The organism is Branchiibius sp. NY16-3462-2, from assembly GCF_001594145.1.
Taxonomy (GTDB): Bacteria; Actinomycetota; Actinomycetes; order Actinomycetales; family Dermatophilaceae; genus Branchiibius.
In genome coordinates, this window is record NZ_LVCF01000025.1 from 258,526 (window position 1) to 280,423 (window position 21,898).

The 21,898-nt window shown below is 67.9% G+C and carries 16 protein-coding genes and 1 pseudogene; 9 read left to right on the top strand and 8 right to left on the bottom strand.

Features of this window, described 5'->3' with window-relative positions; all coding sequences use genetic code 11:
- Positions 1-37: 37 nt before the first annotated feature.
- Both AZH51_RS07300 and AZH51_RS07305 read left to right on the top strand, forming a co-directional pair.
- A complete protein-coding gene (locus AZH51_RS07300; protein WP_291522783.1) occupies positions 38-442 on the top strand; it encodes a hypothetical protein in 405 nt (134 codons plus the stop codon).
- Positions 443-470: 28 nt separating this feature from the next.
- Positions 471-1,400, top strand: a complete 930-nt coding sequence (locus AZH51_RS07305) for an NADP-dependent oxidoreductase (RefSeq protein ID WP_291522785.1) — start codon at positions 471-473, stop codon at positions 1,398-1,400.
- Here the strand turns inward: AZH51_RS07305 and AZH51_RS07310 are convergent.
- On the bottom strand, positions 1,397-1,555 hold the full coding sequence (locus AZH51_RS07310) for a hypothetical protein (protein ID WP_291522787.1): 159 nt from the start codon (positions 1,553-1,555) through the stop codon (positions 1,397-1,399). The two genes, AZH51_RS07305 and AZH51_RS07310, sit on opposite strands and share 4 nt — an antisense overlap.
- Here AZH51_RS07310 and AZH51_RS07315 point away from each other — a divergent pair.
- Genes AZH51_RS07315 through AZH51_RS07330 form a run of 4 tightly spaced genes read left to right on the top strand, consistent with a single transcriptional unit; the run spans position 1,554 to position 14,016 of the window.
- On the top strand, positions 1,554-4,838 hold the full coding sequence (locus AZH51_RS07315; protein ID WP_291522789.1) for a DUF6603 domain-containing protein: 3,285 nt from the start codon (positions 1,554-1,556) through the stop codon (positions 4,836-4,838). The genes AZH51_RS07310 and AZH51_RS07315 overlap by 2 nt on opposite strands.
- Positions 4,838-7,690, top strand: coding sequence for a hypothetical protein (locus tag AZH51_RS07320; RefSeq protein WP_291522791.1), 2,853 nt, complete (start codon positions 4,838-4,840; stop codon positions 7,688-7,690). The genes AZH51_RS07315 and AZH51_RS07320 overlap by 1 nt, the downstream gene beginning before the upstream one ends.
- Positions 7,687-12,672: a hypothetical protein gene (locus AZH51_RS07325; protein ID WP_291522792.1), complete on the top strand. Its 4,986-nt coding sequence runs from the start codon at positions 7,687-7,689 to the stop codon at positions 12,670-12,672. The genes AZH51_RS07320 and AZH51_RS07325 overlap by 4 nt, the downstream gene beginning before the upstream one ends.
- Before the next feature lie 18 nt (positions 12,673-12,690).
- The gene (locus tag AZH51_RS07330; RefSeq protein WP_291522794.1) at positions 12,691-14,016 is read left to right on the top strand and encodes a hypothetical protein; all 1,326 of its coding nucleotides are present in this window, start codon (positions 12,691-12,693) and stop codon (positions 14,014-14,016) included.
- Positions 14,017-14,136: 120 nt separating this feature from the next.
- Here the strand turns inward: AZH51_RS07330 and AZH51_RS07335 are convergent, their stop codons facing one another.
- Positions 14,137-14,550 (bottom strand): hypothetical protein, encoded by a 414-nt coding sequence (locus tag AZH51_RS07335; RefSeq protein ID WP_291522796.1) that lies wholly within the window; start codon positions 14,548-14,550, stop codon positions 14,137-14,139.
- 88 nt (positions 14,551-14,638) lie between these two features.
- Between AZH51_RS07335 and AZH51_RS07340 the strand changes: the two genes are divergently transcribed.
- A complete protein-coding gene (locus AZH51_RS07340; protein ID WP_291522798.1) occupies positions 14,639-15,193 on the top strand; it encodes a TetR/AcrR family transcriptional regulator in 555 nt (184 codons plus the stop codon).
- A gap of 232 nt (positions 15,194-15,425) precedes the next feature.
- Here the strand turns inward: AZH51_RS07340 and AZH51_RS07345 are convergent, their stop codons facing one another.
- Both AZH51_RS07345 and AZH51_RS07350 read right to left on the bottom strand, forming a co-directional pair.
- Positions 15,426-15,911, bottom strand: coding sequence for a PaaI family thioesterase (locus tag AZH51_RS07345; protein WP_291522800.1), 486 nt, complete (start codon positions 15,909-15,911; stop codon positions 15,426-15,428).
- Positions 15,908-16,612, bottom strand: coding sequence for an SDR family oxidoreductase (locus tag AZH51_RS07350; RefSeq protein ID WP_291522802.1), 705 nt, complete (start codon positions 16,610-16,612; stop codon positions 15,908-15,910). The genes AZH51_RS07345 and AZH51_RS07350 overlap by 4 nt, the downstream gene beginning before the upstream one ends.
- 102 nt (positions 16,613-16,714) lie before the next feature.
- On the opposite strand from AZH51_RS07350, the gene AZH51_RS07355 reads away from it, so the two are divergent.
- The gene (locus AZH51_RS07355; protein WP_291522805.1) at positions 16,715-17,545 is read left to right on the top strand and encodes an alpha/beta hydrolase; all 831 of its coding nucleotides are present in this window, start codon (positions 16,715-16,717) and stop codon (positions 17,543-17,545) included.
- Positions 17,546-17,552: 7 nt separating this feature from the next.
- Here the strand turns inward: AZH51_RS07355 and AZH51_RS07360 are convergent, their stop codons facing one another.
- Positions 17,553-17,840, bottom strand: a complete 288-nt coding sequence (locus tag AZH51_RS07360; RefSeq protein ID WP_291522807.1) for a DUF1330 domain-containing protein — start codon at positions 17,838-17,840, stop codon at positions 17,553-17,555.
- Positions 17,841-17,881: 41 nt separating this feature from the next.
- Between AZH51_RS07360 and AZH51_RS07365 the strand changes: the two genes are divergently transcribed.
- Positions 17,882-18,421 (top strand): GNAT family N-acetyltransferase, encoded by a 540-nt coding sequence (locus AZH51_RS07365; protein ID WP_291522809.1) that lies wholly within the window; start codon positions 17,882-17,884, stop codon positions 18,419-18,421.
- A 199-nt stretch (positions 18,422-18,620) separates the two neighbouring features.
- Here AZH51_RS07365 and AZH51_RS07370 read toward each other — a convergent pair.
- The 3 genes and pseudogenes from AZH51_RS07370 to AZH51_RS07380 form a co-directional block, all read right to left on the bottom strand.
- Positions 18,621-18,809, bottom strand: a pseudogene (locus tag AZH51_RS07370) (addiction module antidote protein); the annotation flags it as partial.
- Between the two features lie 148 nt (positions 18,810-18,957).
- Positions 18,958-20,145: a hypothetical protein gene (locus AZH51_RS07375; protein ID WP_291522811.1), complete on the bottom strand. Its 1,188-nt coding sequence runs from the start codon at positions 20,143-20,145 to the stop codon at positions 18,958-18,960.
- 62 nt (positions 20,146-20,207) lie between these two features.
- Positions 20,208-21,773, bottom strand: coding sequence for an alpha/beta fold hydrolase (locus AZH51_RS07380; protein WP_291522813.1), 1,566 nt, complete (start codon positions 21,771-21,773; stop codon positions 20,208-20,210).
- Positions 21,774-21,898: the final 125 nt, after the last annotated feature.

Consider the following 21,898-nt stretch of genomic DNA (forward strand, 5'->3'; position numbering starts at 1 on the left):
CGGTTTTCGACCCTCCACACCGACCACACTGACCAACATGACACTCACCAAACCTGCAGATACTTTCGTCCGGACCGACGCCGACCTTCTCGAAACGTGGCGCAACCTCATGGGCCCGTTCGGCTTCAGCAAACGATCGCTCTGGCTGATCTTCATCGAGGAGGATGGCCGGCTCTCGCCGGTAATCCTGCCCATCGACGGCATCCCGGGCGAACCCGACAAGCAACTGCTGCGCAACCTGGCGATGGTCGTCCGGGAGACCATCCGACGGGAGTTGCCGACCTCGGCTGCCTTCCTGCTCTCACGACCCGGCGCAGCAGCTGTCCAGGACACCGACCGGCACTGGGCCGAGCAACTGGCCGCCGCCGTCGACCAAGAGCTAGCGCCCTGGCCGATGTACCTGGCGACCAACGATGGAGTTCGGCTACTGGCCGCGGAATAGCCTCAGCCGAAGGCGCCTTGTCCTGTATATGCGCGCTGCTGCCTACGACGAATACGGAAGCCCCGACGTACTCACCACCCGGGACCTGCCCGACCCCAAAGTCGGACCCGGTGAACTCCTGGTCGAGGTGCGCACAGCGGGGGTGAACCCGGTCGACTGGAAGCTGATGTCCGGCGGTCTCGACGGGATGATGGAGGCGACCTTCCCGGTCGTGCCCGGCTGGGACGTGGCCGGTGTCGTCCGTGCGACCGGTCCGGACACCCCGGAGTTCGAGGTCGGCGACGAGATCCTCGCCTACGCGCGCAAGGACTGGGTGCACGGCGGCACGTTTGCCGAGTTGGTCTCCGTTCCCGTCCGCGCGGCGGCGCGCAAACCCGACGCCCTCTCGTGGGAGGTCGCCGGTGCCCTGCCGCTCACCGGGCTCACCGCGCTGCGCACGTTGCGCGCGCTGCGGGTCAGCGAAGGCGACACCGTGCTCATCCACGGCGCGGCCGGCGGGGTGGGCCGGATCGCTGTCCAACTCGCGCGACTCCTGGGCGCCACCGTGATCGGCACCGCGTCCGACGCCAACCACGACCGCCTGCGCGGGCTGGGCGCAACCCCCATCACGTACGGCGATGGCCTGGCTGACCGGGTCCGTGACCTGGCGCCGGACGGAGTGAACGCCGTTGCCGACTTCGTCGGTGGGAATCTTGAGGACACCCTCGCGGTCCTGGCCGAGGGCGGGCGGCACGCCTCGGTCGCCGACCCCTCGGTGGAGCAGCACGGCGGTCACTGGATCTGGGTCCGCCCGGATGCGGCCGAGTTGCAATGGCTCGCCGATCTCGCGGGACGCGGTGAACTGGTCGTCGACATCGCCGGAACCTACGAATTGGACCAGCTAGCAGCGGCTTTCAAGCGCAGCCAGGAAGGACACGTCGCCGGCAAGCTGGTCATCGTGATCAGCGCGGAGATTTAGCCGGCCATCGCGGCCGCCAAAACTCGCGTGCCCTTCACACCCGCGCGGGTGTAGCGTTCGATCACCGTCACTCGCCCGGCTGCATCCCCGAACGTCGGCCGCGCCATCGCCCCTCCGGCAACTGGATCCCCCTCCCGACCTTCCAGGCGTGTCATGTCCGGCATTTTCACGACCCTCGCAGACGCGATCAAAGCCGCGCTGGAACCTCCCCACGACCCGCCACAAGCGGGAGACCCGCCACCACTACCCACACTCATCGAGGACGGTGCCGATCGGCTGACTGGCCTGTTCGATCTGAGCGGCGCTCTTTCGACGGCGCCAGCGGACCTGGAGAACTGGATCTCCAAGTTCAAAGAGTTGATGAGTGATGCAGATCTACGCGAATGCATCGCCATCCGCATGCTGCAGGTCCACCTCCCGCGGGTGGCCGAGGTCCTGACCCTCGCCGGCGTGATCACCGCGACCTGGCAACCACCGCAGAAGGCTCCACAGAAGTTCACCCTCAACTGGTCGGCGCTCAACTCCCTGACCAAAGACCCCGGCAGCTTCTACCTCAAGCAGTTGACTGCGGAGGTGACGGCGATCGGTGACGTCAAAGCATTTCAGGTGCTCCTGCTGTTACTGCTTGGTGGACCGCACGAGCTCCTCCAGCTCGAGTACGACCATCAGGGTTTCCTCGCGCTCCCGGTCGCGGACCACCCGGGCGTCAACCTGGATGACCTGATCAACCTGGTGAATTCCCCTATCGCAGTGGAACTTCCACCGCCTGACCCTCTGACCCTGAATAGTCTGACCACGGACACGACCATCCCAGCGGGCAAGAGCGGAAAACTGGTCTTCGACGGACCCGATGCACCACCGTCGCCCGCCAGTCCACTCAAGGACATCGGGCTACGGGTGGTCGCCCGTGAGACCACCGCCGTCCGCAAGACGATCCCCTTGCCGGGCAACTTCGCGCTCGACGTCGCATTCGATGCCTCGACGGGGCCACCCAACTCGCCCATCGTCGCGCTGAAGTTCGGTGACAACGGCTTCGATCTGTCAGCGCCCCGCCCCGCCGCCGGCCTGGAGGTGACGGTCAACAAACCACCCAAGGACCCCAAGGGCGACGCCTTCCTCTTCGGTGAGAAGGCGGGCACCCACTTCAGCGTCAAGTCGGTGGCGATCGGCGTCAAGATGGGCCTACCGGACGACAAGTCCGGGCTGTTCGCCTTCGTCTACCGCGCGCAGGACGTGGAGTTCCAGGTTGCGTCCGACCTGCTCAAGACGGTCGCCATGGGCCTGCCGGTCCCTCCGAGCCTGACCTTCCTGGCCCCGATCGAACGCACCATCCGCCAGGGGGTCTCGACGGCGACGGACGCAACGGCCGGTAAGCCGTTCAGCACCCAGTTCACCCAGCATCTCGGGCTGGCGATCGGATCGTCCGCGGCCGGCCTGTGGGTGGACGACATGTTGGTCCGCATCGAGATCATGCTCGCCGGCAACGGCGTTCTGTTCCGCACCGTGTTCCGCTTCGACGCCCGTGCGGCACTCGGGCCCCTCAAGGCGACGATGACCGGCGGCGGAGTCTGGATCGGACGATGGACGGGCGGCACTGCGGGGATCGTGCCGCCCGACGGGATCGGGCTGAGCCTCGCGGCCGGCCCAGTGAGCGGTGGCGGGTTCCTCAAGAACCTCGGACCCGGACGCTACGCCGGCGCCTTGCAGTTGAAGATCCTGGGTGTGGGCGTGTTCGCCTATGGCCTGTACGACGAGATCCCGGGTGGCGTGTCGTTCGCCGCCCTGATCGGGATCCGGCTGCCGATGCCCGGCATCCAGATCGGCTTCGGCTTCGCCGTCAGCGGATTCGGCGGATTGATCGCCGTCAACCGTCGCGCCGACCTCGACGCTCTACGCGACCGGCTGCAGAGTGGGTCGGCCGGGGACGTGCTCTTCACTGATAACCCGATGGCGAACGCACCCAAACTGCTGGGCGACATGGCGGCGATGTTCCCCGTGGAGCGCGGCGTGCACGTGTTCGGCCCGACGATGCAGCTCAACTGGTGCCAGCTGCTCATGCTGGACGTGGGCCTGTTCATCGAACTTCCCGGACCCCGCAAGATCTTCGTCGCCGGGCGGGCCCGGCTGATCATTGGTTCGGAGGACTTCGCGCTGGTCCGGATCAGGGTTGACTTCGTGGGCGGGGTCGATCTGACCGCCTCGTTGATCTTCTTCGACGGCATGCTCGTCGATTCCAGCGTGCTGGGCATCATCAAGATCACCGGCGGCGTCGGGCTGCGGATCGGTTTCGCGGGCACCGCGTTCTTCGTCTACAGCGTCGGCGGATTCCACCCGGATTTCAACCCGGGCAATCTGCCGGTGCCGGTCCTTCCGCGCGCCGGGGCCTCGCTGTCGATCGGGCCGCTGTGGATGAAGCAGGAGGCCTACCTCGCGGTCACCTCCAATACCCTGCAGTTCGGCTCGAAGACCGAAGCGGGCGTGAAGATCGGTCCGATAGGCGTGCACGGCTGGTTCGGCTTCGATGCGCTGATCCAGTACCGGCCGTTCTACTTCAAGGCCACGATCGATGCCGGCATGGAGGCGTCCTTCGAGGGTTGGTCGTTCGCGAGCATCCGCGTGAGAGGGTCGCTCACCGGACCGGGTCCGTTGGTGCTCTACGCCACCGCAACCGTCAAGATCATCTTCTCCATCAGCAAAGACGTCACGATCACCATCGACACCACGCCTGCCGAGCAACTACCCCCACCACCGGCACTGGCCGACCTGCTCGCACCCGAGTTGTCCCAGGTGAGCAACTGGCGCGTCGACGGCACCGACCCGGACGTCGCCTTCGCCGGGGCTGACGGTGTCGGCGAGCGGCTGATCCCGGTGGGCCGGTTGGTGTGGGAGCAGAAGCGGATCCCGTTGGATCAACCCATCGACCGCGCCGCGGGTCGCGACCTGCCGTCGCCCGCGAGCGCCTCGGTCACCCTGACCGACCCGGCGCTGCCCGCGTTGACGGCGGAGTCCGACCAGTTCGCGCTCGGAACGTTCAGTCGCCTGACCGACTCGGCCGCGCTGGCCGCACCGACCTTCGTCACGGCTCGTTCCGGAGGCGCGCTGGGTTCCGCGAGCCAGATGGACTCCGGAAGCGCAGCACCGAAGGACATCGAACTCAACCTGGTCACGCTGCCGCATCGCACCCGAACGCGCTTGGCCGGCGTGATCTTCACGCCGGCAGCCGGTCTCCATGCCGCCATCACCGAGCGGATCACCGGTGCAAGCGTCGCGCACGAGAGTCCGGTGGTCGGCGTACGCGACGAGGTGTACGACGTGTCCGGCGGCACGCAGCCACTCAGTGGCGTTGGTGCCATGCAGGCCTGGACCACCAGCCTGCATGGCGGTGGGGCTGTGGTGCCATCCGCCGACCCGGCGGTCGATCTCGCAGGGGTTCTGTGATGGCGCCCGACCTGAATTTCCGCAGTTGGCGCCGCCCGGCGCTGCTCAATACCGCCCAGTTCAGCGAAGGCAAACCACCCACAGTCTCCGTCGGGCTGACGGCGGTCGACAGCACCGGCCGATCGACGACGGGAAGCTACCAGGCCACGTTCCGTTGGCCCGGGGACGTGCGGGCACTCAATGCGTCCGCTATCAGGCACCGCGCACCCGCGCCGAGTGTCCAGGACGCCGAGACCACCAAGTTCGTACACATCGACTTCTGGTCACCGGACCTGCCGTGGCGCTACACGCCCCAGACCGGTGCGCAGTTGCGGCCCTGGCTCGCGCTCTTGGTGGCCGCCCCCGACGAACTGGATCTCGCCGCGAACACCCTGGGGGCATCGAACCGTACCCGTGGGCTTGTCGAAGCCAACGCCACGTTTGACGGCAAGGCGTTCCCGCCCCACCTCACCGCGCACCTCCAAGTCCCGGACGGAGAGGATCCAGCAGTAGCGGGAACCCCTGCAGCACAGCGATTTTCGCGATTGCTGTCCCCACGGGTCCTCACACCGCAGACCGACTACACGGCCCTGGTCATCCCGGCATTCCGTGCGAACGGCCGCCCGCTGTGGACCATCGCGGGCGACGCCGTCACCGTCGACCTGGGCGGATCACCCATCCCGGTCTTCGACCTTTGGCGTTTCCGGTCCGGCGAGGAGGGCGATTTCGAGACCCTCGCGGCACGGCTGTGGATGCCCGATCCCGGACAGGTCGGTCGGGCGTCACTGACCTACCAGCAGTCGGACGGCACGGACATCGCCATGGAAGTGCGCGGCGCGCTGTCCTCCCTCAAGGACGCCCAGCCGCCCGTCGGCGACCTGACCGCCGTCACCAAGGACCTTCGTTCGCTCACGCAGCTGGTCCCTCCTGACGGTGGGCCGGAGCCGATCGGGATGCCGCAGTACGGCGTGCCCTGGGTTGCCGACCCTTCGACCGCTCCCGCGGACAGCTGGACCGAGACGCTGCACCTGGATCCTCGCGAGCGGATCCACGCCGGCACAGGAGTCCGGATGGGGATCCTCGCCCAGGAGGACCTGATGCGGGCGGCCACCGAGCAGGCGGGCGCACTCGCAGAAGCGCGCGTGCGCATCGCGCAACTGGCTGCCGGGCTCGAACTGGGCCGGCGTACCTACTCGGCTGCGTTGCCCACCGATGAGGCCGAACGGATCGCGACTCTCGGCCCGATGACCGCCCGGCTGCGAAGCGGGGACCAGTCCACGGTCCAGACGGCGATCACCGGATCGGACAGCACTTTGTCCGCCGCGCTGCTCACCGGTGCCGGTAACCGGTTGCTGCACCGGGCGCCGTCGGAGCCCGGGCAGATCCTGGCTGCCGCCAACGAGGGTGCCCCACCAACGACTCCCGACCCACAGTCGGAGGCCGCGGCGAGCGCCGACGCAGCTGAACAGGTCTGGGATCAGGCGGGTGTCGACCGGGACCTGATCGATCGCATCAACAAATTCCTCTGCGAAGCGCTCCGGCGAAGCGTGCGCGCTGGGAGCACCTTCCGGCGACAGCGGTCGGTGGAGACCGACCCGGAACGTATCGCCAGACGACTCTTCAAGGCCTCAGCTGTCCTGCTCGAAGAACTGCAGCAACTCCTGGCAGATGCAGTTCCCGAGACGCGCGCGTGCAACAACGAGGACCTGATCAACATCGGGCAGGATCTGTTCGCGGTCGCTGGCCAGGTGGTGGGCGCCGGAACGCAACCGCCACCGGGCGGCGAGACGGACAACGAACGCCACGCCCGGCTCGACCAGCAGCGTCGGGGTTTCACCGCTCATCTGCTCACCGACGGCAACGAAGAAGGCGGCATCTACGGCGTCCTCGCCACCTTGATCCTGCGGTGTGTCCTTGATGGGCACCCCCTGTGGCCGGGCACCCGCAGGGACCACTGGGGCGACCGGTTCGGCGACCTCGGGTTCAGCGCCTGCGACCCCGGAAGTGCCGTCGACCTCGGGCGGCTCTCGGCGGCCCTGGATGCAGCTATCGACCCCGGCGGAGAGCAGCCCCCGGCGCGGGCCCGGCTCGGAGCACGCCTGGACGGGTTGCCGATGACCGACCTCGGTCCGCCGCGCTACCCGCTCGGTCTGGACTTCCCGACCTGGAGTCTGTTGAACCAGTACGAACGCGACTGGTTGCTGCCCGGTGCTGACGATCTCAAACCGGACTCCATCACCGCCTTAAAGACCAATCCCCGGTTCATCGATGGCTATCTGGTCGGTCTGAACACCCAGTTCCAGGCGGAGACCCGCTGGCGAGGCATGGCGTCTGATCCGACCGGCACTCCGCTGCGAATGTTCTTCGCACCGGTGGATCCAGCAACCGGCAGCCGAAACCCGGACATCATCCCGATCGGTGCGTGGCCCCCGGGCTCCGGGCTCGGCGCAGCGAATCACCTTGCCGGGGCGGCGGCGCTGGGTGGCGGAGCCGAGCGCTTGGTGATCCTGTTCAACAGCAGCCTGTTCCGGCGTTATCCACGCACCGTGGTCTACCTGCACGCGGCGGCCGGTGCACCCGCGGACCTCAAGGACCCACCGAAGCCCGCCAAGGACACCCCACCGTGTCTGACCGGTTCCATCACTCCCGATCTGGTCTTCTTCGGCTTCGACATCCCGGCGCAGGAGCTGGACAACTACTGGTTGGTGTTGGACGAACCGCCTGCCGAATTGCGCTTTCGCAACGACCAGCCCCAGAACCGTTCGGACTCAGCGAATTTCGCTGCTTCGACGATCGACCAACCCACTCGGGTCGCGATCTCGGGAGCTGACCTGCGGGCCTGGTCCACCGGGCAACCAGGAGGCGTGAAATGACCAGCTTCCGTCGCCGGGATGCCCGCATGGCCCTGATCGACAAGGCGCTGGCCAAGGACCCCGACAGCGCCGCGCTCGCAGCCGAGCGTACGGCGTACTCCGCACAGGACTGGACGGTGGCGGATCACACCGTGGAAACCGTCGGATACACGCAGTTGTGGACCGACCCGCGCCAGGCGGTAGGTCCACTCGATGACCCGGTCCTGAAGACGTTGCGGCGAAAGCACCGGTTCACCGACGCCGATGTGGCGGCCATCGAGGCTATCCCGCGGCCGGTCGGACCCACCGGTCCCGGCTTTCCCACAGCGGTCCTGAAGGCGCTGGGCAACCAGCGGGCCGCGCTGGAGGATCTGCTGGTCTCGGTCCACCACACCTGGCTGCTCTCGGTGGTCGGCGGGCAGCCGCCGTACCCCTTTGACGACGTGGGGGTGCTGCTGCCCCTGGGCATCGAGACGGTCTTCAAGCAGACCGGTGCGGACTGGAAGGTCCAGTTGCGGGTGATCCCGCAGCCGCCATCGATACACGGGTTCCGGGCCGCGCTGTCCACCGGCGAGCAGGAAGCCGCCGACCGGTTCTGGCAGTCCTGCAACCGGTCCGGGCGGATGCGGGCGACGTGGCTGGACACGGAACCCATTGCCCGGGCGTTCGAAGTGCTGACCCAATCAGTCGGACCCGCCCGGGCCGCGTGGATCGTCACAGCAACCAAAGGGGTGCGAAGCGGAAAACAGGTTGCGGCAGTAGCCATTGAGGAACCACCGGAGATCGCGGACGACATCCTGCAGCACGTTGTCGGTCTGCCACCGCAACTGTCGGTCGCGATCTGGACCCACGACGCCGCGGGCCAGCAGCAGATCCAGGAGATCGGCACCCTGCCACAGCCCGGCGCCGCAATCGATCCCCTGCTTCCGGTGCGGCTCCCGCAGACTCCGCAGGAGGTGAAGGGCAACTGGCTGGTTGACTGGGAGGCAGCCGAAAAGGTAGGACTGGCAGGCACTTTCGCGTTGCCGCCCGGTGTCGGCCCGGACGACCTGGGCGGGATCACCGTCGCCGGTATCGGTGACGAGTCACCGGGGCAGCTGTTCGGCGACCAGGTGCGTGCGGGGAACCTGGGCGAGGTGGTGCTGGGGGCGGCGACAGCAAGTGTGTCCGGCGCGACGACCGCGCTGTCGACCGCAGCGCCGGGTGGCGCTCCGGCCCTGGACGGCGCACCTGACACCGCGTCGTACCTGCTCGCGGCACAGGACCGGGTGCAGGACACGGCGCCGGCCCCCGGCTCCTTCGACGCGCTGGTGCGCGACTACCTGGCCGGCTCACCGGAGATCCCGGCGGTCGCGCGGGTGCGCGGTCTGGGCGCGCTGCAGGCGCAGGAGTCCATGCCCGACGAGGTCAGCACCCCTGGTGGCCTGTCCCGGATCATGGTCCGCGCCCTGTGGCCCGCTCTATGGGGCAACTGGGTGTTCAACGCATGGGGTCTGCAGGAGGAGGGCGGCGCGATCACCCGGTGGGCGCTGAGCCATCTCTACCCCGAAGGCCCCCTGCCGCCGGTGCGGTTCGGGACCTCGCCGTACGGCGTCCTGCCGGTCACGTGCCTATCCTCCTGGCGCCCGGACGAGGACGATCCTGACGGCCCGGTGCTGCAGGAAGTGGCCGCGCGGGTCAACGAGATCCGGAACCGGTTGTACGCCGGGGGCCGCTCACAGCGATCGATCCGCCGCACCGACGGTGGCGTCGTCGATCCGCAGACGCAGGCGAATCTCTTTTCCCGTGCAGGGGTTTCGGCTGGTATCCAGTTCCGCGGCTACCGACCCGTCAGCGCCCTACCCGACCCTGCGCCGTACCTGGACAACCTGAACACCGCGCTCAAAGAACTCGGTCTGCCGACCCGGAACGACTTCTGGGGTTCCACCGATCTGCGCGCCCGGCACAGCGGGCCGCAGTCGGTGGTGCCGCACCATTCGATGGTCTGGTTCTACCCCGACCGGCCACGCGACGTCGAGGCCTATTGGCTGCGCATTCCGCTGACCCGGCTGCTGGACTACGTGCTGCGGCGCGGTGAGTGGACCATCGCCGTGCCGGCGCCGAACGCCCTGACCGAACTGGACGCGTTGTTCGCGGGCGGCCTGAAACTAGGCCTCCTGGAAGACCCTGGACTCGAGCCTGGCGGTGGCCTCTTGCGGATCCTGCCGGACGATCTGCTCACCCGGCTCCTGGTGCAATCAGCACTCACCGCCAACGCTTGGCGGATCAATCCGTTCGCCGCAGCGCCGGACCTGGTCAAGGAGGCGCAGCCCGGTGCGCCCGAAACGGACCAGGACGACCAGATCGCTGCCTCGGTCCGTCTGGCGGCGCTGGCCGATCCGCACAAAGTGGAGCGGTGGGATGGTGTTGCGACGATCCCGGGTGGCACGATGCCGCACTTCGCGGTCGAGCAGGAGCCCGGCCGACGGGATCGTCTGGCGCGAGCGCTGGGTGCCACGATCGATGCCGTATCCCACCGGATCGACCCTGTCGCAACCGGATTCGCCTGGCAACGGCTCCGACGTTCGGTCGAAGGACCGACCGCTGCGCACCGGCTGGGTGCCTACGGCTGGGTCTTCGGACCGTTCATCGGAACCCCGGGGCCGACCCCCTCCGGCCGACTGCACACACCGTCCCTGGCGCAGACGACGACCGCCGCGATCCTGCGGGAGCGTTATGTGCGGGCCAAGGCTTCGGGCTTGACCAACCGCCAGGGCGAAACCCCGTGGGCGATGAACCTCACCAGCCGACGCGTCCGGCTGGCGCAGGAGTACGCCGGCGCCATCCGTGCGGGCCTGCATGTGTGGGAGGTGATCGGTCAGGAGGTGGAGCGGATCGTGGGTGAGTCGGCAGGTCCACGCGGTCCCTATCAGCGCATCGCGGACTTGCGGATGGACTACCCGATCGCCGACCCTGCGTCGCCGCACCGGACGTGCCACGGTCTCAAGGCACTTGCCGCGCTCCTCACCACGCCGGCCGGGCTGAACCAGGATAAGGTGGCAGCCCTTCGCGATGTGGACGGTGCGCTCGACGCGCTGGCCCAGCTGACCGTCATCGAAGGATTGACCCACGCCCAGTCGCGGGCCACCGGGCGGGTCGGAGCGGTGATGGACGCCGCGGCGGGCCTCGGCAGGATGCCGGATCTGGACTATCCCAAGACCCGCCCCAGCGGCTACCTGGTGCATTCGACCGTGCTGTCCGTGCTGCCGCTGGCGCAGGCCGGACCGGACGCCAGCCCGGGGCGGGTCGCCGATCCGTCGGTCGCGGCGTTCCTGGAGCAGCAACTCGGCACCGACTGGGTCTGGAAAGTCTCGTTCGAGGACAACACGTCCCACCAGGTCTCACTCCAGGATCTGGGTCTGTCTCCCGTGGACACCCTGGTGCTGTCCGAAGCGCAACTGGACGCCCTGGTCAGGACCGCAGCGGGCAGCCGGCCGCTGAGGATCGAGCAGGGGGAGAACCGCGCCTGGCAGGTCACGGATGACGCCGGCGACCGCGGCACCCACTCGGTCGCCGGTCTGAAGCTGAACCCACGTGACCTGTCCGAGCAGGGGGCCGCCTCCGTCAAGAGGGCGGTGCTGACGGCGGTGTACGGCGGTGTGCCCGACCCCAAAGTCCACCCCCACGCCGAGATCGTGCCCGCGCCGTACGTCGATCTCTGGACGGTGTGGGACCAGCTCGGCAACTTCGTCGGTAGCTACGACGCGAGGTCGTTCTTGGATCCGGACGCGGTGGCGGCACTACCGCGACCCGAACTGGAGAAGCGGGTGCGGCTCTCGCTGAACGCGCCCGCCGTCGTCACCGTGCAGCGCCCAGCAGAACTGGCTGCTGCCGCCGACCTGTGTCGCCTGCTGGGGACGCCGGCCACGCGGCGCCAGTTGGCACCTGAAGGTGCGGATGTCACCAATTCCGTTGCGTACGAGGAGCTTCGGGCGCGTTACGTTCGCCTGCTCGACGACCTGAAACAGGCGGGCGCGACGTGTACGGCCGCGGCCACGAAGGCTGCCACCGATGAGGACCGACGGGCGGCGTTGCGTACCGCCGCCCGATGGGGAGTCACCTGCGACGCGGTCCCGGCAGACGCAGCAGCGTTCTACTGCGCCCTGACCGACGCGGACCCCCCGGACGGAGCAACCCCGCTGCGGACCCTCCTCAGATCGGCCGCCAGCACACTGAAGAAGCGACTCGCGGGAGTGCCGAGTGCGGCCAAGTTGCCCAAGTCCGGACAGATGGACCAGCCGGTGGCCGATCCGTTGGCGCAGCGTGCCGCGGGCGTTCCGGACGGGGTGGCGTCACTGGCCGAACTGATCTCGCAGCTCGCGGCTCCGCAGGGCGCGCTGCCGGTCCTGGTCGCGTGGGACGTCGCCGACCTGAGGGCCACCACCGGCCTCGACACGACACCGCGGCCCGCCCTCGACAAGGACTGGCTGCCGATCCTGGCCACGGTGCGGGACAAGCTGGCCCGGGTCGCGGCGTACCAAACCTCCCCCACTGCACTGACGTCGTGGTCCAGCTCTGCCGACCCATGGCTGACGGCGCAGGTGGACGCCGTGGCCCAGGCTCGGCGTACCGCCTCGATCGAGTCGCTCACCCCGCCGTCGTTGACAGTCGCCTACGGACCAGCTGGGGCTCTGCAGACCAAACGCGTGGCGGTCGGTGTGATCGATGCGTACGGCGAGGCGATCCCCATGCGCGAGCGCGACACGTCCGTCGCGTTCGGCTTCAACGCCCCGGCCGCCCGCGCCCCCCAGGCCATCCTGTTGGCGGTACCTCCGCAGAAGGGCACCCGGCTGGATACCGCTGCGCTGCAGGACATTCTGCGAGAGACCCGCGAGTTGATGGTGGCCCGTACGGCGACCGTGGACGACCTGGGGTACGCCGACCGGATCATGCGTTCGGTGTGGCTGCCGGGAAGCTACGGCGACGGAATCCTCAGTGTTCCCGCGTACCAGTCGACGCCCTGAGAGACCAAGGATCAGACGATGCCGAATCTGCCCGATCGCCGCCTGCGGCTGGAGTCCGCTCCCGACGGGAACTGGGAGGATGCTGTCGCCCAACGCGTCCACGACCCTCTGTGGTTCCTCGCCCGGCAATGGCAGTTGGGCGAGTTCCAGGGGGAGAACGCAAGCACACCGGTGCAGGTCACCGCCCAGGTGAGCAAGGCGGACATCACCTATACCCTCGGCGCGGCTGACCCGGGCCAGGTGCCGGCCGAACCCCTAGTGGAGATGGGCGCACCCGATGGTCTTCCGGACCCGACCAAGCTGGGCTCGACGTGGGATCCGCGACAGTTGCGATACGACCGGAAGGACGTATTCCGCAGTGACGCAACATCATTCGATGTTCGACGGCATAACGGCGATCACGTGGACTGGTACACGGTCGACGCCAACAGCGCCGAACCCCCGCACCCCGGGCCGCCCGAGCCGGTCGTTCGTCTGCCGGTCCGGTTGGACTTCGCCAACAAACCGCCGCAGGGGATCTGGGAGATCGAGGATGCCGACGCGGACCTATCGGCGATCCCTCCGGACAGCGCCCACCCGAGCACCGCGATCGCGGTCGATCTGCTGAACGGCTCGCACGACGAATGGTTCGTCTTCCAGGTGCCCGGCCTGGCCGGAAGCGTGCTGTCGGTCGAGGGCGCCGAGGTCCTGGACAGCATGGGCGATACCTACGACGACGGGGACGTCGGGCTGCAGCCGCCGCAGGACTGGACGCTGTTCCTGACCGAAGGCCTGGCCGCTCACCAGTTGTTGCTGTGGAACATTGCCGAGTTCCCCTTGATGAGCGAGCCGATCGAGCGTGTCCAGTTCGGTGTCGATGAGGCAGCCAACCTGGTGTGGGCGGTGGAGCGCCGCATCGGGTCACGCGATGCCACCGAGGTGAATCCCGTGCCAGCGCCGGAACCACCCGAGCCCGGGGGCGACCTCACGGGTGCCCAGTCCTACCTTTATGTGCCCGGCGAAGGTGCGGCCGCGCACTGGATCCCCTACTCGCTGGATGAAGACAAGGCCGCCCCCGACCACGCGTTCGTGCAGCGGCGGTTGCTGGACCTGTCGACGCCACCGACACCAATGCCGATGCCGCGCCCGATGGCGCAGGTGCTGTTGCCCGACGAGGTCCATCGCGTGCTGTCGTCGGCGATCCCGCAGGACGGGATCGAGCTCGAGCGCCGGTACCTGTTGGCACGCGACATCCACGGCCAGCCGCAGTTGTGGATCCAGCAGCAGATCCGCCCGCTGCTCAGCCCACCGGCACGCGCGCTGGCGTTCGACGTGGCCCGGCCGCTGGGACACACCAGCGCGTAGGTCACTCCGCCTGGCGCGCCAGGTGAGCGGCTTGTTTGGCGCGGTTGCCGGCAGGCCCGCACCCGCGCCGCTTGCGGGCTTGGCTCGGAGACGAACGAGTGCACAGCGCTGGACTGAGCCCTACTGGGCAGACAGTTGGGCGCGGGCCAGACCGATGATCTCCTCATTGGTGTTCGCATGACCGGCCATGCCCCAGCCTCCGTCGTAGGTTTCCGTGAGTAGCACCCAGGTGCGCTCCTGCAAGGTGGGGTCACCGGCTGCGTCCGCCACAGCGGCCGTCAGTCGCCGTACCGCCTCCAGTTGCTTGTCTCGATCCAGCGCGCCCGCGTTGGTGAGCACCTGCACGCGGACGTGGTCGGCACTCCCGATCGCGTCGCTGACCACGACGTCGTGCACGAAAGCCGCTGTGTTCTCACGGAATAGCGGGATCGGCGGCACCTGCTCGACCTCCATCAGCGTCGCGGCCAGCGACAGGGCAAGGGCCTTGGGCTCCGCGAAGGTTCCCGGCGCGGCGTAGACATCGATCATCGGCATGGCGATCTCCTTGAGGTGGCAAACTATGTACATCGGCATAGTGACAGAAATTATGCACTATTGCATAGTTCTTAGGGAGGGCAAGCACGTGGCGGTTGGTGACAAACGCGCACAGTTGGTGGCCGGCGCCTTGCGCCTGTTGGCGACGCAGGGATTGGAAGGTACGTCGTTCGCCGAGGTGCGAGAGGTCGCCGGCGGTTCACGGGGATCGACCTACCACCACTTCCCCGGCGGCAAGGATGAACTCATCGCGGCGGCCCTGCAGTTGGCTGCCAGCCGGGCGTACGACGCCGTGGAGTCAGCGCGCGGATCCACACCCGTCGTGGTCCTGGATCGGTTCGTGGACATGTGGCGGCAGCTGCTGAGTAGGTCGGACCAGCGCGCCGGTTGCGCGGTTCTGGCTGTCACCGTCGCGACTGACTCGGAAACGTTGCGCGAGCAGACGGGAACGATCTTCGCCGAGTGGCGCTCGCATCTCGCGAGCCTCTTCATGGACGGTGGCCTTGACGCGAAGCGCGCGAACTCCCTGGCTGCGATGGCTATTTCGTCGATGGAGGGCGCCGTCGCGCTTGCTCGTGCCGAGCGCAGCATGGAGTCGTTCGAGCTCGTCGCAGAGCAGTTGCGAATGCTTGCCACCCCGTGACCGGCGCAGCCTGAGTGGCGTGATTTGCTCGGTGCCGAAGAAGGATTCCACGCAGCCCCTGCAACTCGTGGCGCTTCCGTCACCAATCGCTGCCGAACTACCCGTTGCACCCCGCAACTCGTGGCGCTTCCGTCACCAATCGCTGCCGAACTACCCGTTGCACCCCGCAACTCGTGGCGCTTTCGTCGATAGTCGCTTGCTATGCCTGCGTCGTGCTGTCGGCCCGGCTGGGTCAGTACGCGAACAACATGCAGGTGGTAACACCGTGAGCGATCACCCGATCGCGACTGTCGAGGATGCGGGCCTCCGCGGTCGCCGTACGCCGCCCGATCGTGACCACCTCACCGCGGCACCGCAGGGTGCCACTACGGAGGTTCGCGGCCCGGGTGAACTTGATCGTCAGATCCAGCGACGTGTACCCGGTCCCGGCCGGGAGTTTGGTGTGCACGGCGCAGCCGAGCGCCGAGTCGAGCAGACCGGCCAGCATGCCGCCGTGGACCGCGCCGATCGGGTTGTAGTTCCACTCCGCGGGCTGCAACTCGAACTCCGCCCAGCCGTCACCGACGGCGACGGGCACAACACCGGTGGTCACGCCGGCGGGCACTGCGGGCAGTTCGCCGCTGCTGACCTTGCCGAGGAACTCCAGTCCGCTGAGGCCCGGCGCAGCGTCGACGAAGATCTGCGGATCTTCCCAGGTGTAGGTGCGCTCGCGGTTCATGCGTCGCTCCGGGCAAGCTGCGGGTAGAGCGCCTCGATCGGACCGGCGAGCCCCGCCTTCACGTCGGCGCTGATCTGGTCGGCGAGGATCTCGTAGCTGCCCGCTTCCAGTCCGTCGTACGCCGACCGGACGACATCGGCCGGGGCGAGCTTGGGGCCGTCCACGTGCCGGGTCATGGGGGTGTCGGCGTAGCCCAGATGCAAGCCAGCGACGTGTACGCCGTGGGGTGCGAGCTTGATCCGCTGGGTGTTGGTGGCCTGCCACAGGGCCGCCTTGGAGGCGGAGTAGGCGTCGGCGATGCCGATCCAGCTGAGCACGGAAAGCACATTGAGGACTGCGCCGCGGGACGCCTTGAGTGCCGGTGTGAAGGCGTTGGTCACGGCCAGCGGCCCCCAGAAGTTGACCTCGAAAAGGTCTCGGACAGTGTCCAGATCGCCGAGCACACTGGAGCCGTTCGACGCGCCGGCGTTGTTGATCAACACGGTGACGTCAGGCGCGAGTTTCACTGCGGCATCGATGGATTCGGGTGACGCGACATCAAGCACCAGCGGGACGATGCGCTCGTCCCCCCAGTCCCGTGCCTGGCGAGCCGCGGCGTAGACCTTCGCGGCACCACGCTGCACCGCCTGCTGCACGAACTGGGTTCCGAGGCCACCGTTGGCTCCGGTGACGAGCACGACGGCGCCGTTGAGATTGGGCATGAGCGGTTCCTTCCGATCTGGCTGGCTATTGAATTCCGCAGTCAGGACTCTATACCCTGGCTATTGCTAAGCAAAGCCAGTATCAACCGTCAGGAGTGTGCGATGCCTTTCCTCACCGTTGGCACCGAGAATGGTGCTTCCGTCGAGATTTACTACGAAGACCACGGCCAGGGTCGGCCGGTCGTGCTGCTGCAGGGGTACCCACTGGACGGTGCCGCGTGGGAGCCGCAGACGATCCCACTGTTGGACGCCGGCTACCGGGTGATCACCCTCGACCGGCGTGGCTTCGGCCGCTCGAGCCGGGTGGCGGCCAGGTTCGGGTACGACGAACTGAGCGACGACGTACATGCCCTGATCCAGCACCTGGGTCTATCGGACGTGACGCTCGTCGGCTTCTCCATGGGCACCGCCGAGGTCGCGCGCTACATCGGCCGGCACGGCACCGGCGCCATCAGGTCGGCGGTGATGCTCGCACCGTTCGGACCCGGGCTACTCGCAGGCGACGACGGAATCGGCTTCCCCGAGTCGGTCTTCGACGGCATCCAGGACGCCATCCGCACCGACCGGCACCAGTACTTGGAGAACTACTTCCTGCAGCACTACGTCGCCGAGCAGAACCTCGGCACGCGGGTCAGCGCCGCGACGCTGCGCGCCAACTTCGCCGTCGGGGCGGCGGCCGGCGCATCCGCGATGCTGCATTGCGTCACGGCGTGGAAGGAGGACTTCCGCGACGATCTGCCCGCGATCAACGTACCGCTGCTGGTCATGCAGGGCACGGAGGACCGCAACATCCCGATCGACGTGGGCGCCCGGCGGATCCCGCGATACCTGCCCGACGCGACCGTCGTCGAGATCGATGGTGGTCCGCACGGGATCGGGGTGACCCACCCCGAGATCGTCAATCCGGCGTTGCTGGATTTCCTTGGAAAGTAGCGAGGCCTCAGACGCCGGGGATGACTCGCAAGTCGCGTACGACGCCGCCGTCGAGTGCGGCCAGCGCCTCTTGGTACGCGGGACTGTCGTGTGCGGCAATGGCCGCCTCCACGGAGTCGAACTCGATGACGACGGTTCGCATCGGCTTGCCCGCCTCCCAGGCCACGGCCGCCTCGCTGCGCGCGAGGAACGTGCCGCCCGCCGAGGTGATCGCAGGGCCGGCGAGCGTTGCGTACGCCGCGAGCTTGCTCTCGTCGAGGACTTCCAGGTAGGTGCTGATCCAGTAAGCGCTCACGACAACATCTTGACCCATGCGTGAACTGCGATAGTCGGGGCGTGACCACGACGACGCGACTCAGCCTGGAACGTCCCCTGCCAGACGATCTCGAGGCATTATTCGCGATCTACTCCGACCCACGTGTGTGGCAGCACTTCCCGTCGCTGCGGCACACCGATCCGGAGCGAACCGCAGCGATGCTGCGCGGCTGGATCGACGGGTGGGAGCGGGACGGGCTGGGGATGTGGATGGTCCGGCTCCCGGGTGATCCTGCACTGCTCGGGCACGGCGGGTGCACGATCCGCGCGGACTCGTTCTGGAACCTCGGTTACCGCTTCGCGCCGGCCGCGCAGGGTCACGGATACGCGACTGAGGTTGCGAGAGAGGCGGTTTCGGCTGCGCAGCAACACCGGCCGGATCTGCCGGTGGTCGCCTACCTGCTAGAGAACAACCTGCCCTCCGCCAACGTCGCGACAAAGGTCGGGCTGGCGCTTCAGCACCGCGCGCCCGATGCGGGCAACCCGGATCCGGGGGCAATCCGATTGGTGTACGCCGATCGGCAGCTGACCGCCGAACAACTCGCCGCGACGCTTCGCTGAGCGACGGCGGGTGTGGCGTGCTGATGAGCAGCGTGGCCTCCCGCAACTGGTGGTGGTTTCGTCGATAGTCGAGGTCCATCCGCCGCGTGACCCCACAACACTTGGCGATCTCGTCACTTGTCACTGTCCACCAGTCGTCGTTCCCAGCCGTCGGTGAAGAGGTGGGCAGACAAGCCGAGCGGCCACCTCGCCAGCGCGGTCAGGCGATAGCTTCGAAACGAAGTCGAAGCCCTAGCGCATGGGCAACCTTCATCACGGTCGCGAGGCTTGGATTGCCGTCAGCGGACAGCGCCTTGTACAGGCCTTCTCGGCTCATCCCCGCGTCACGGGCTATCTGACTGAGGTTGCGTGAGCGAGCGATTGCACCCAGGGCTGCCGCGATGACCGCGGGAGGCTTGGCACGGGATTGTTCTTGCCGCGAGCGATTGGCACGGGATCGTCGATTTCCTGGCCGATCTCAACAATCGCGTGCCAGACGTTCTCCAAGGCAACCATCCCGTGCCAGTCGCCGCCCGCAGGTAGCAACCGAGCCAGCGTTACAGCGTCAGACCGTCGTCGTCCGACCACTGCGCGGTGTACTTGCGCAACACCGACAGTTGGTCGGCGTGCTCGTCGTACTCACTCAGCAAGATGCCGCTCAGCGCGCGCATCGCGTTGTCGACCGAGACTGCGGCGTTCTGCGCCGGGGAGAAGCCGTCCGCCCGGGCCCGGGCCTGGTCTTCGGGCGGCAGATGCCGCAACACGGCGTACGTTCCGCTGATCGCTTCGGCCGCCCGCTGAGCGCGCACCTGCATTTCGGGCGACAGCTCGGACCACCGATCCGTGATCGAGCGGACCAGTGCGGCGTCCTTGCCCCGGTCGGCCTCCTCGAGCGCGGAAGCGGCCGCGGCGAACGCACTGGCCGGCGTCGACGGCGTCTCTCGCGGGATGTGGACCCTGAGCTCCCCGCGGGCGACCTGCACCGCCGCGTTGATCAACGCGATGACCCACTGCGGGTCCCCCACGGTGAAGAAGCCATCAGTGAGCGGCTCCACCACGACGCCGCTGCGGAAGGGAACCGCTCGGCGTACGTCGATCAAGGGCAGTTCCCGCGGACCGAGGATGAGGCGGTGGTTGGTGACGATCAACCGACCCGGGGTGAAACGCGCGGTGGGAGCCGACGTGGGGTACATCGAGATCGGGGTATCCAGGTGACAGACCTCTCCCGCGGCCAGCACGACGTTGGTGCCCACCAGCGGCAGGCGACCATGCTGCAGGTCGAGGAACCATCGGGCGCGGATCAGCCGATTACGTTGCGCTGCAACGGTTTCCCGCGACACCGGCAGGAGCGCCGCGGAGGCGTCGAACTGCGCGACATCATCGTCATCGACCTCGCCGGTCGCGATCGCCAGATCGACGAAGCTAGCCAACCAACTCCCCGCTGAGACGTTGTCAGCGCCCGCGATCTCCTTGAGCCCGTAACCCTGGCTGCTGACCCAGCGATGCAGTTCCAGCCAGCTCTGCATGCTCGTCGATCCGGCTGAACTGCGTTGCGCCGCCGCCATCCGGTAGTCGCGGCGAACCACTTTGCGTTGCGCAGCGCAGGCGGGACACAACGACTTCATCGTGCCCGCCAGCGCGCCGCACCGGCGGCAGACACCGGCGCGCAACCGCTGCCAGTCGTCAACCAGTTCGCGGGCGCGCTCAATGCCAAGAGTCACCTTGCCGCGGTCGTCCGAAGCCACTGAACCTCCTGGTCCCCGAGCTCCATTTTCGCACGTCCAGGCAGCGGCTCTTGCCCGCGCTCTCAGGTGGTCGGCAGCGTCACCGTGACCTTCGAGAACTTCACCGACCCACCGGTTGGGTGGGTGTTGATCTGGCTGCTGTCGGCAACCAGCTGCAGGGTGAAGCTCTGTCCGGCACTAGCGCTGGCGGCGACGTACTCCATCGGGATGTTCAACCGGTGAGTGCGCCCGTCCAACGTCACCGGGAACGGGGTCAGCTGGCTGCCCAGCACCACGCCAGTGCTGTTATCGACGATCTGGGCGAGGACCCGGTTGGCGTTGCCGGTGGCCTTGCCGGAGTACGTCACGGACAGCCGGGGTGCACCGAGAACCTTTGTGGCGCGGGTGAATTGGATCGGCACGTTGACCGCGTTGGGCGCCTTTGTCGCGATGAGCGCGGCGATCGGCCCCAGCTGAGCAGCACCCGGCCCGGTGTAGGGACCCGAGCCGCCCGCGGACACCAGCGGCAACGTCCCGGAGCCAGCGCCCCGCACCCCGCCGTGACCGACCTTGTTGGGCCGGTAGGTGGCCGCGGAGTGCCACGTCCCGTTCTGGTCCACCCACTCGAACCCGGCGCCGGTGCTGACGTGCTGCCGCTTGACGTACCGGTTCAACCAGGCGAGCGTGTCGCGCTCGATGACGCTGGTGTCGCCGGGGTTGGTCAGGCACACCCCGTGGCCACCGCAGAACCACACCATCTTGACCGGTACCCCGTTGCGACGGACCGACGCGTAGTTGGCTGCGGCCTCATCCAGCGGGAAGAGCGTGTCGACGGTGCCCTGCAGGATCAGTGCCGGGGCGTGCACCCAGGCAGCGAGGTTCGTGCGCTGCCAGGATCCGAGGAAGCCCACACCCTGCGGCGAGAGCGTCACCGACGTCGCGGCCTGCTGGAAGGTGGTGTCGATGATCGGGTTGTTCCGCTGCCCCGCCCCGACGGCCGTGGCGTACAGCGACGTGGCCCAACCGGACTTGGCGGTGCGGTTGGGGTAGAGGCTGGTCTTCAGGGAGTTCCACGAGATGTCCGGCGCGATCGCGTCGATCCGGCGGTCCAGCGCGGCCGCGGCCCACTGCACACCCCCGCCGTAGGAGCCACCGACCATCCCGACCGCGGGGTCGCCGGGCCTATCCAGTTGCGCCCACGGCTGCTTGGCCACCCAGTTCAGGATGGCCGACACATCGCGCCCCTCGTAGAGCACGCTGTCGGCCTGGGCCTGGCCACTCGACGTACGGAAACCTCTCGGGTTCCAACTGACCACGTTGTACCCGTTGGCCAGCAACGGGGCCACGCCGATGACGCCACCGGCAGTGCTGGTTCCTGCGGTCGGGTCGGTCAGCGCCGCGCCTCCCCAGCCGGGGCCCTCCAGGACCGTCGGAGCCCGTCGGCCATCGCTGGCCGGCGCCCGGAAGTAGTTGCCGGTGATCGTCGTACCGTCAAAAGACTTGACGGAGAAGGCAATGGGGCCAGAAGGTACGGCGGCCGGTGCGGCGTGCGCGATCGTTGCGGTACCGAGGAGCCCACCTCCTGCGATCCCTGCAGCACAGATGGCGGCAAGACTGCGGCGACGTACACGGCTGGTGGCTGGCGTCATGGTCGGGACCACTCCTTCGGGGTCGGATGTTCGCGGCCGGCGCTGTGCGCCAGGTCACAGCGACTGACGCTAGACCTGCGCGACACCCACGGCAACAGCCGGGCGTGTATCTGTGGCCAACCTGG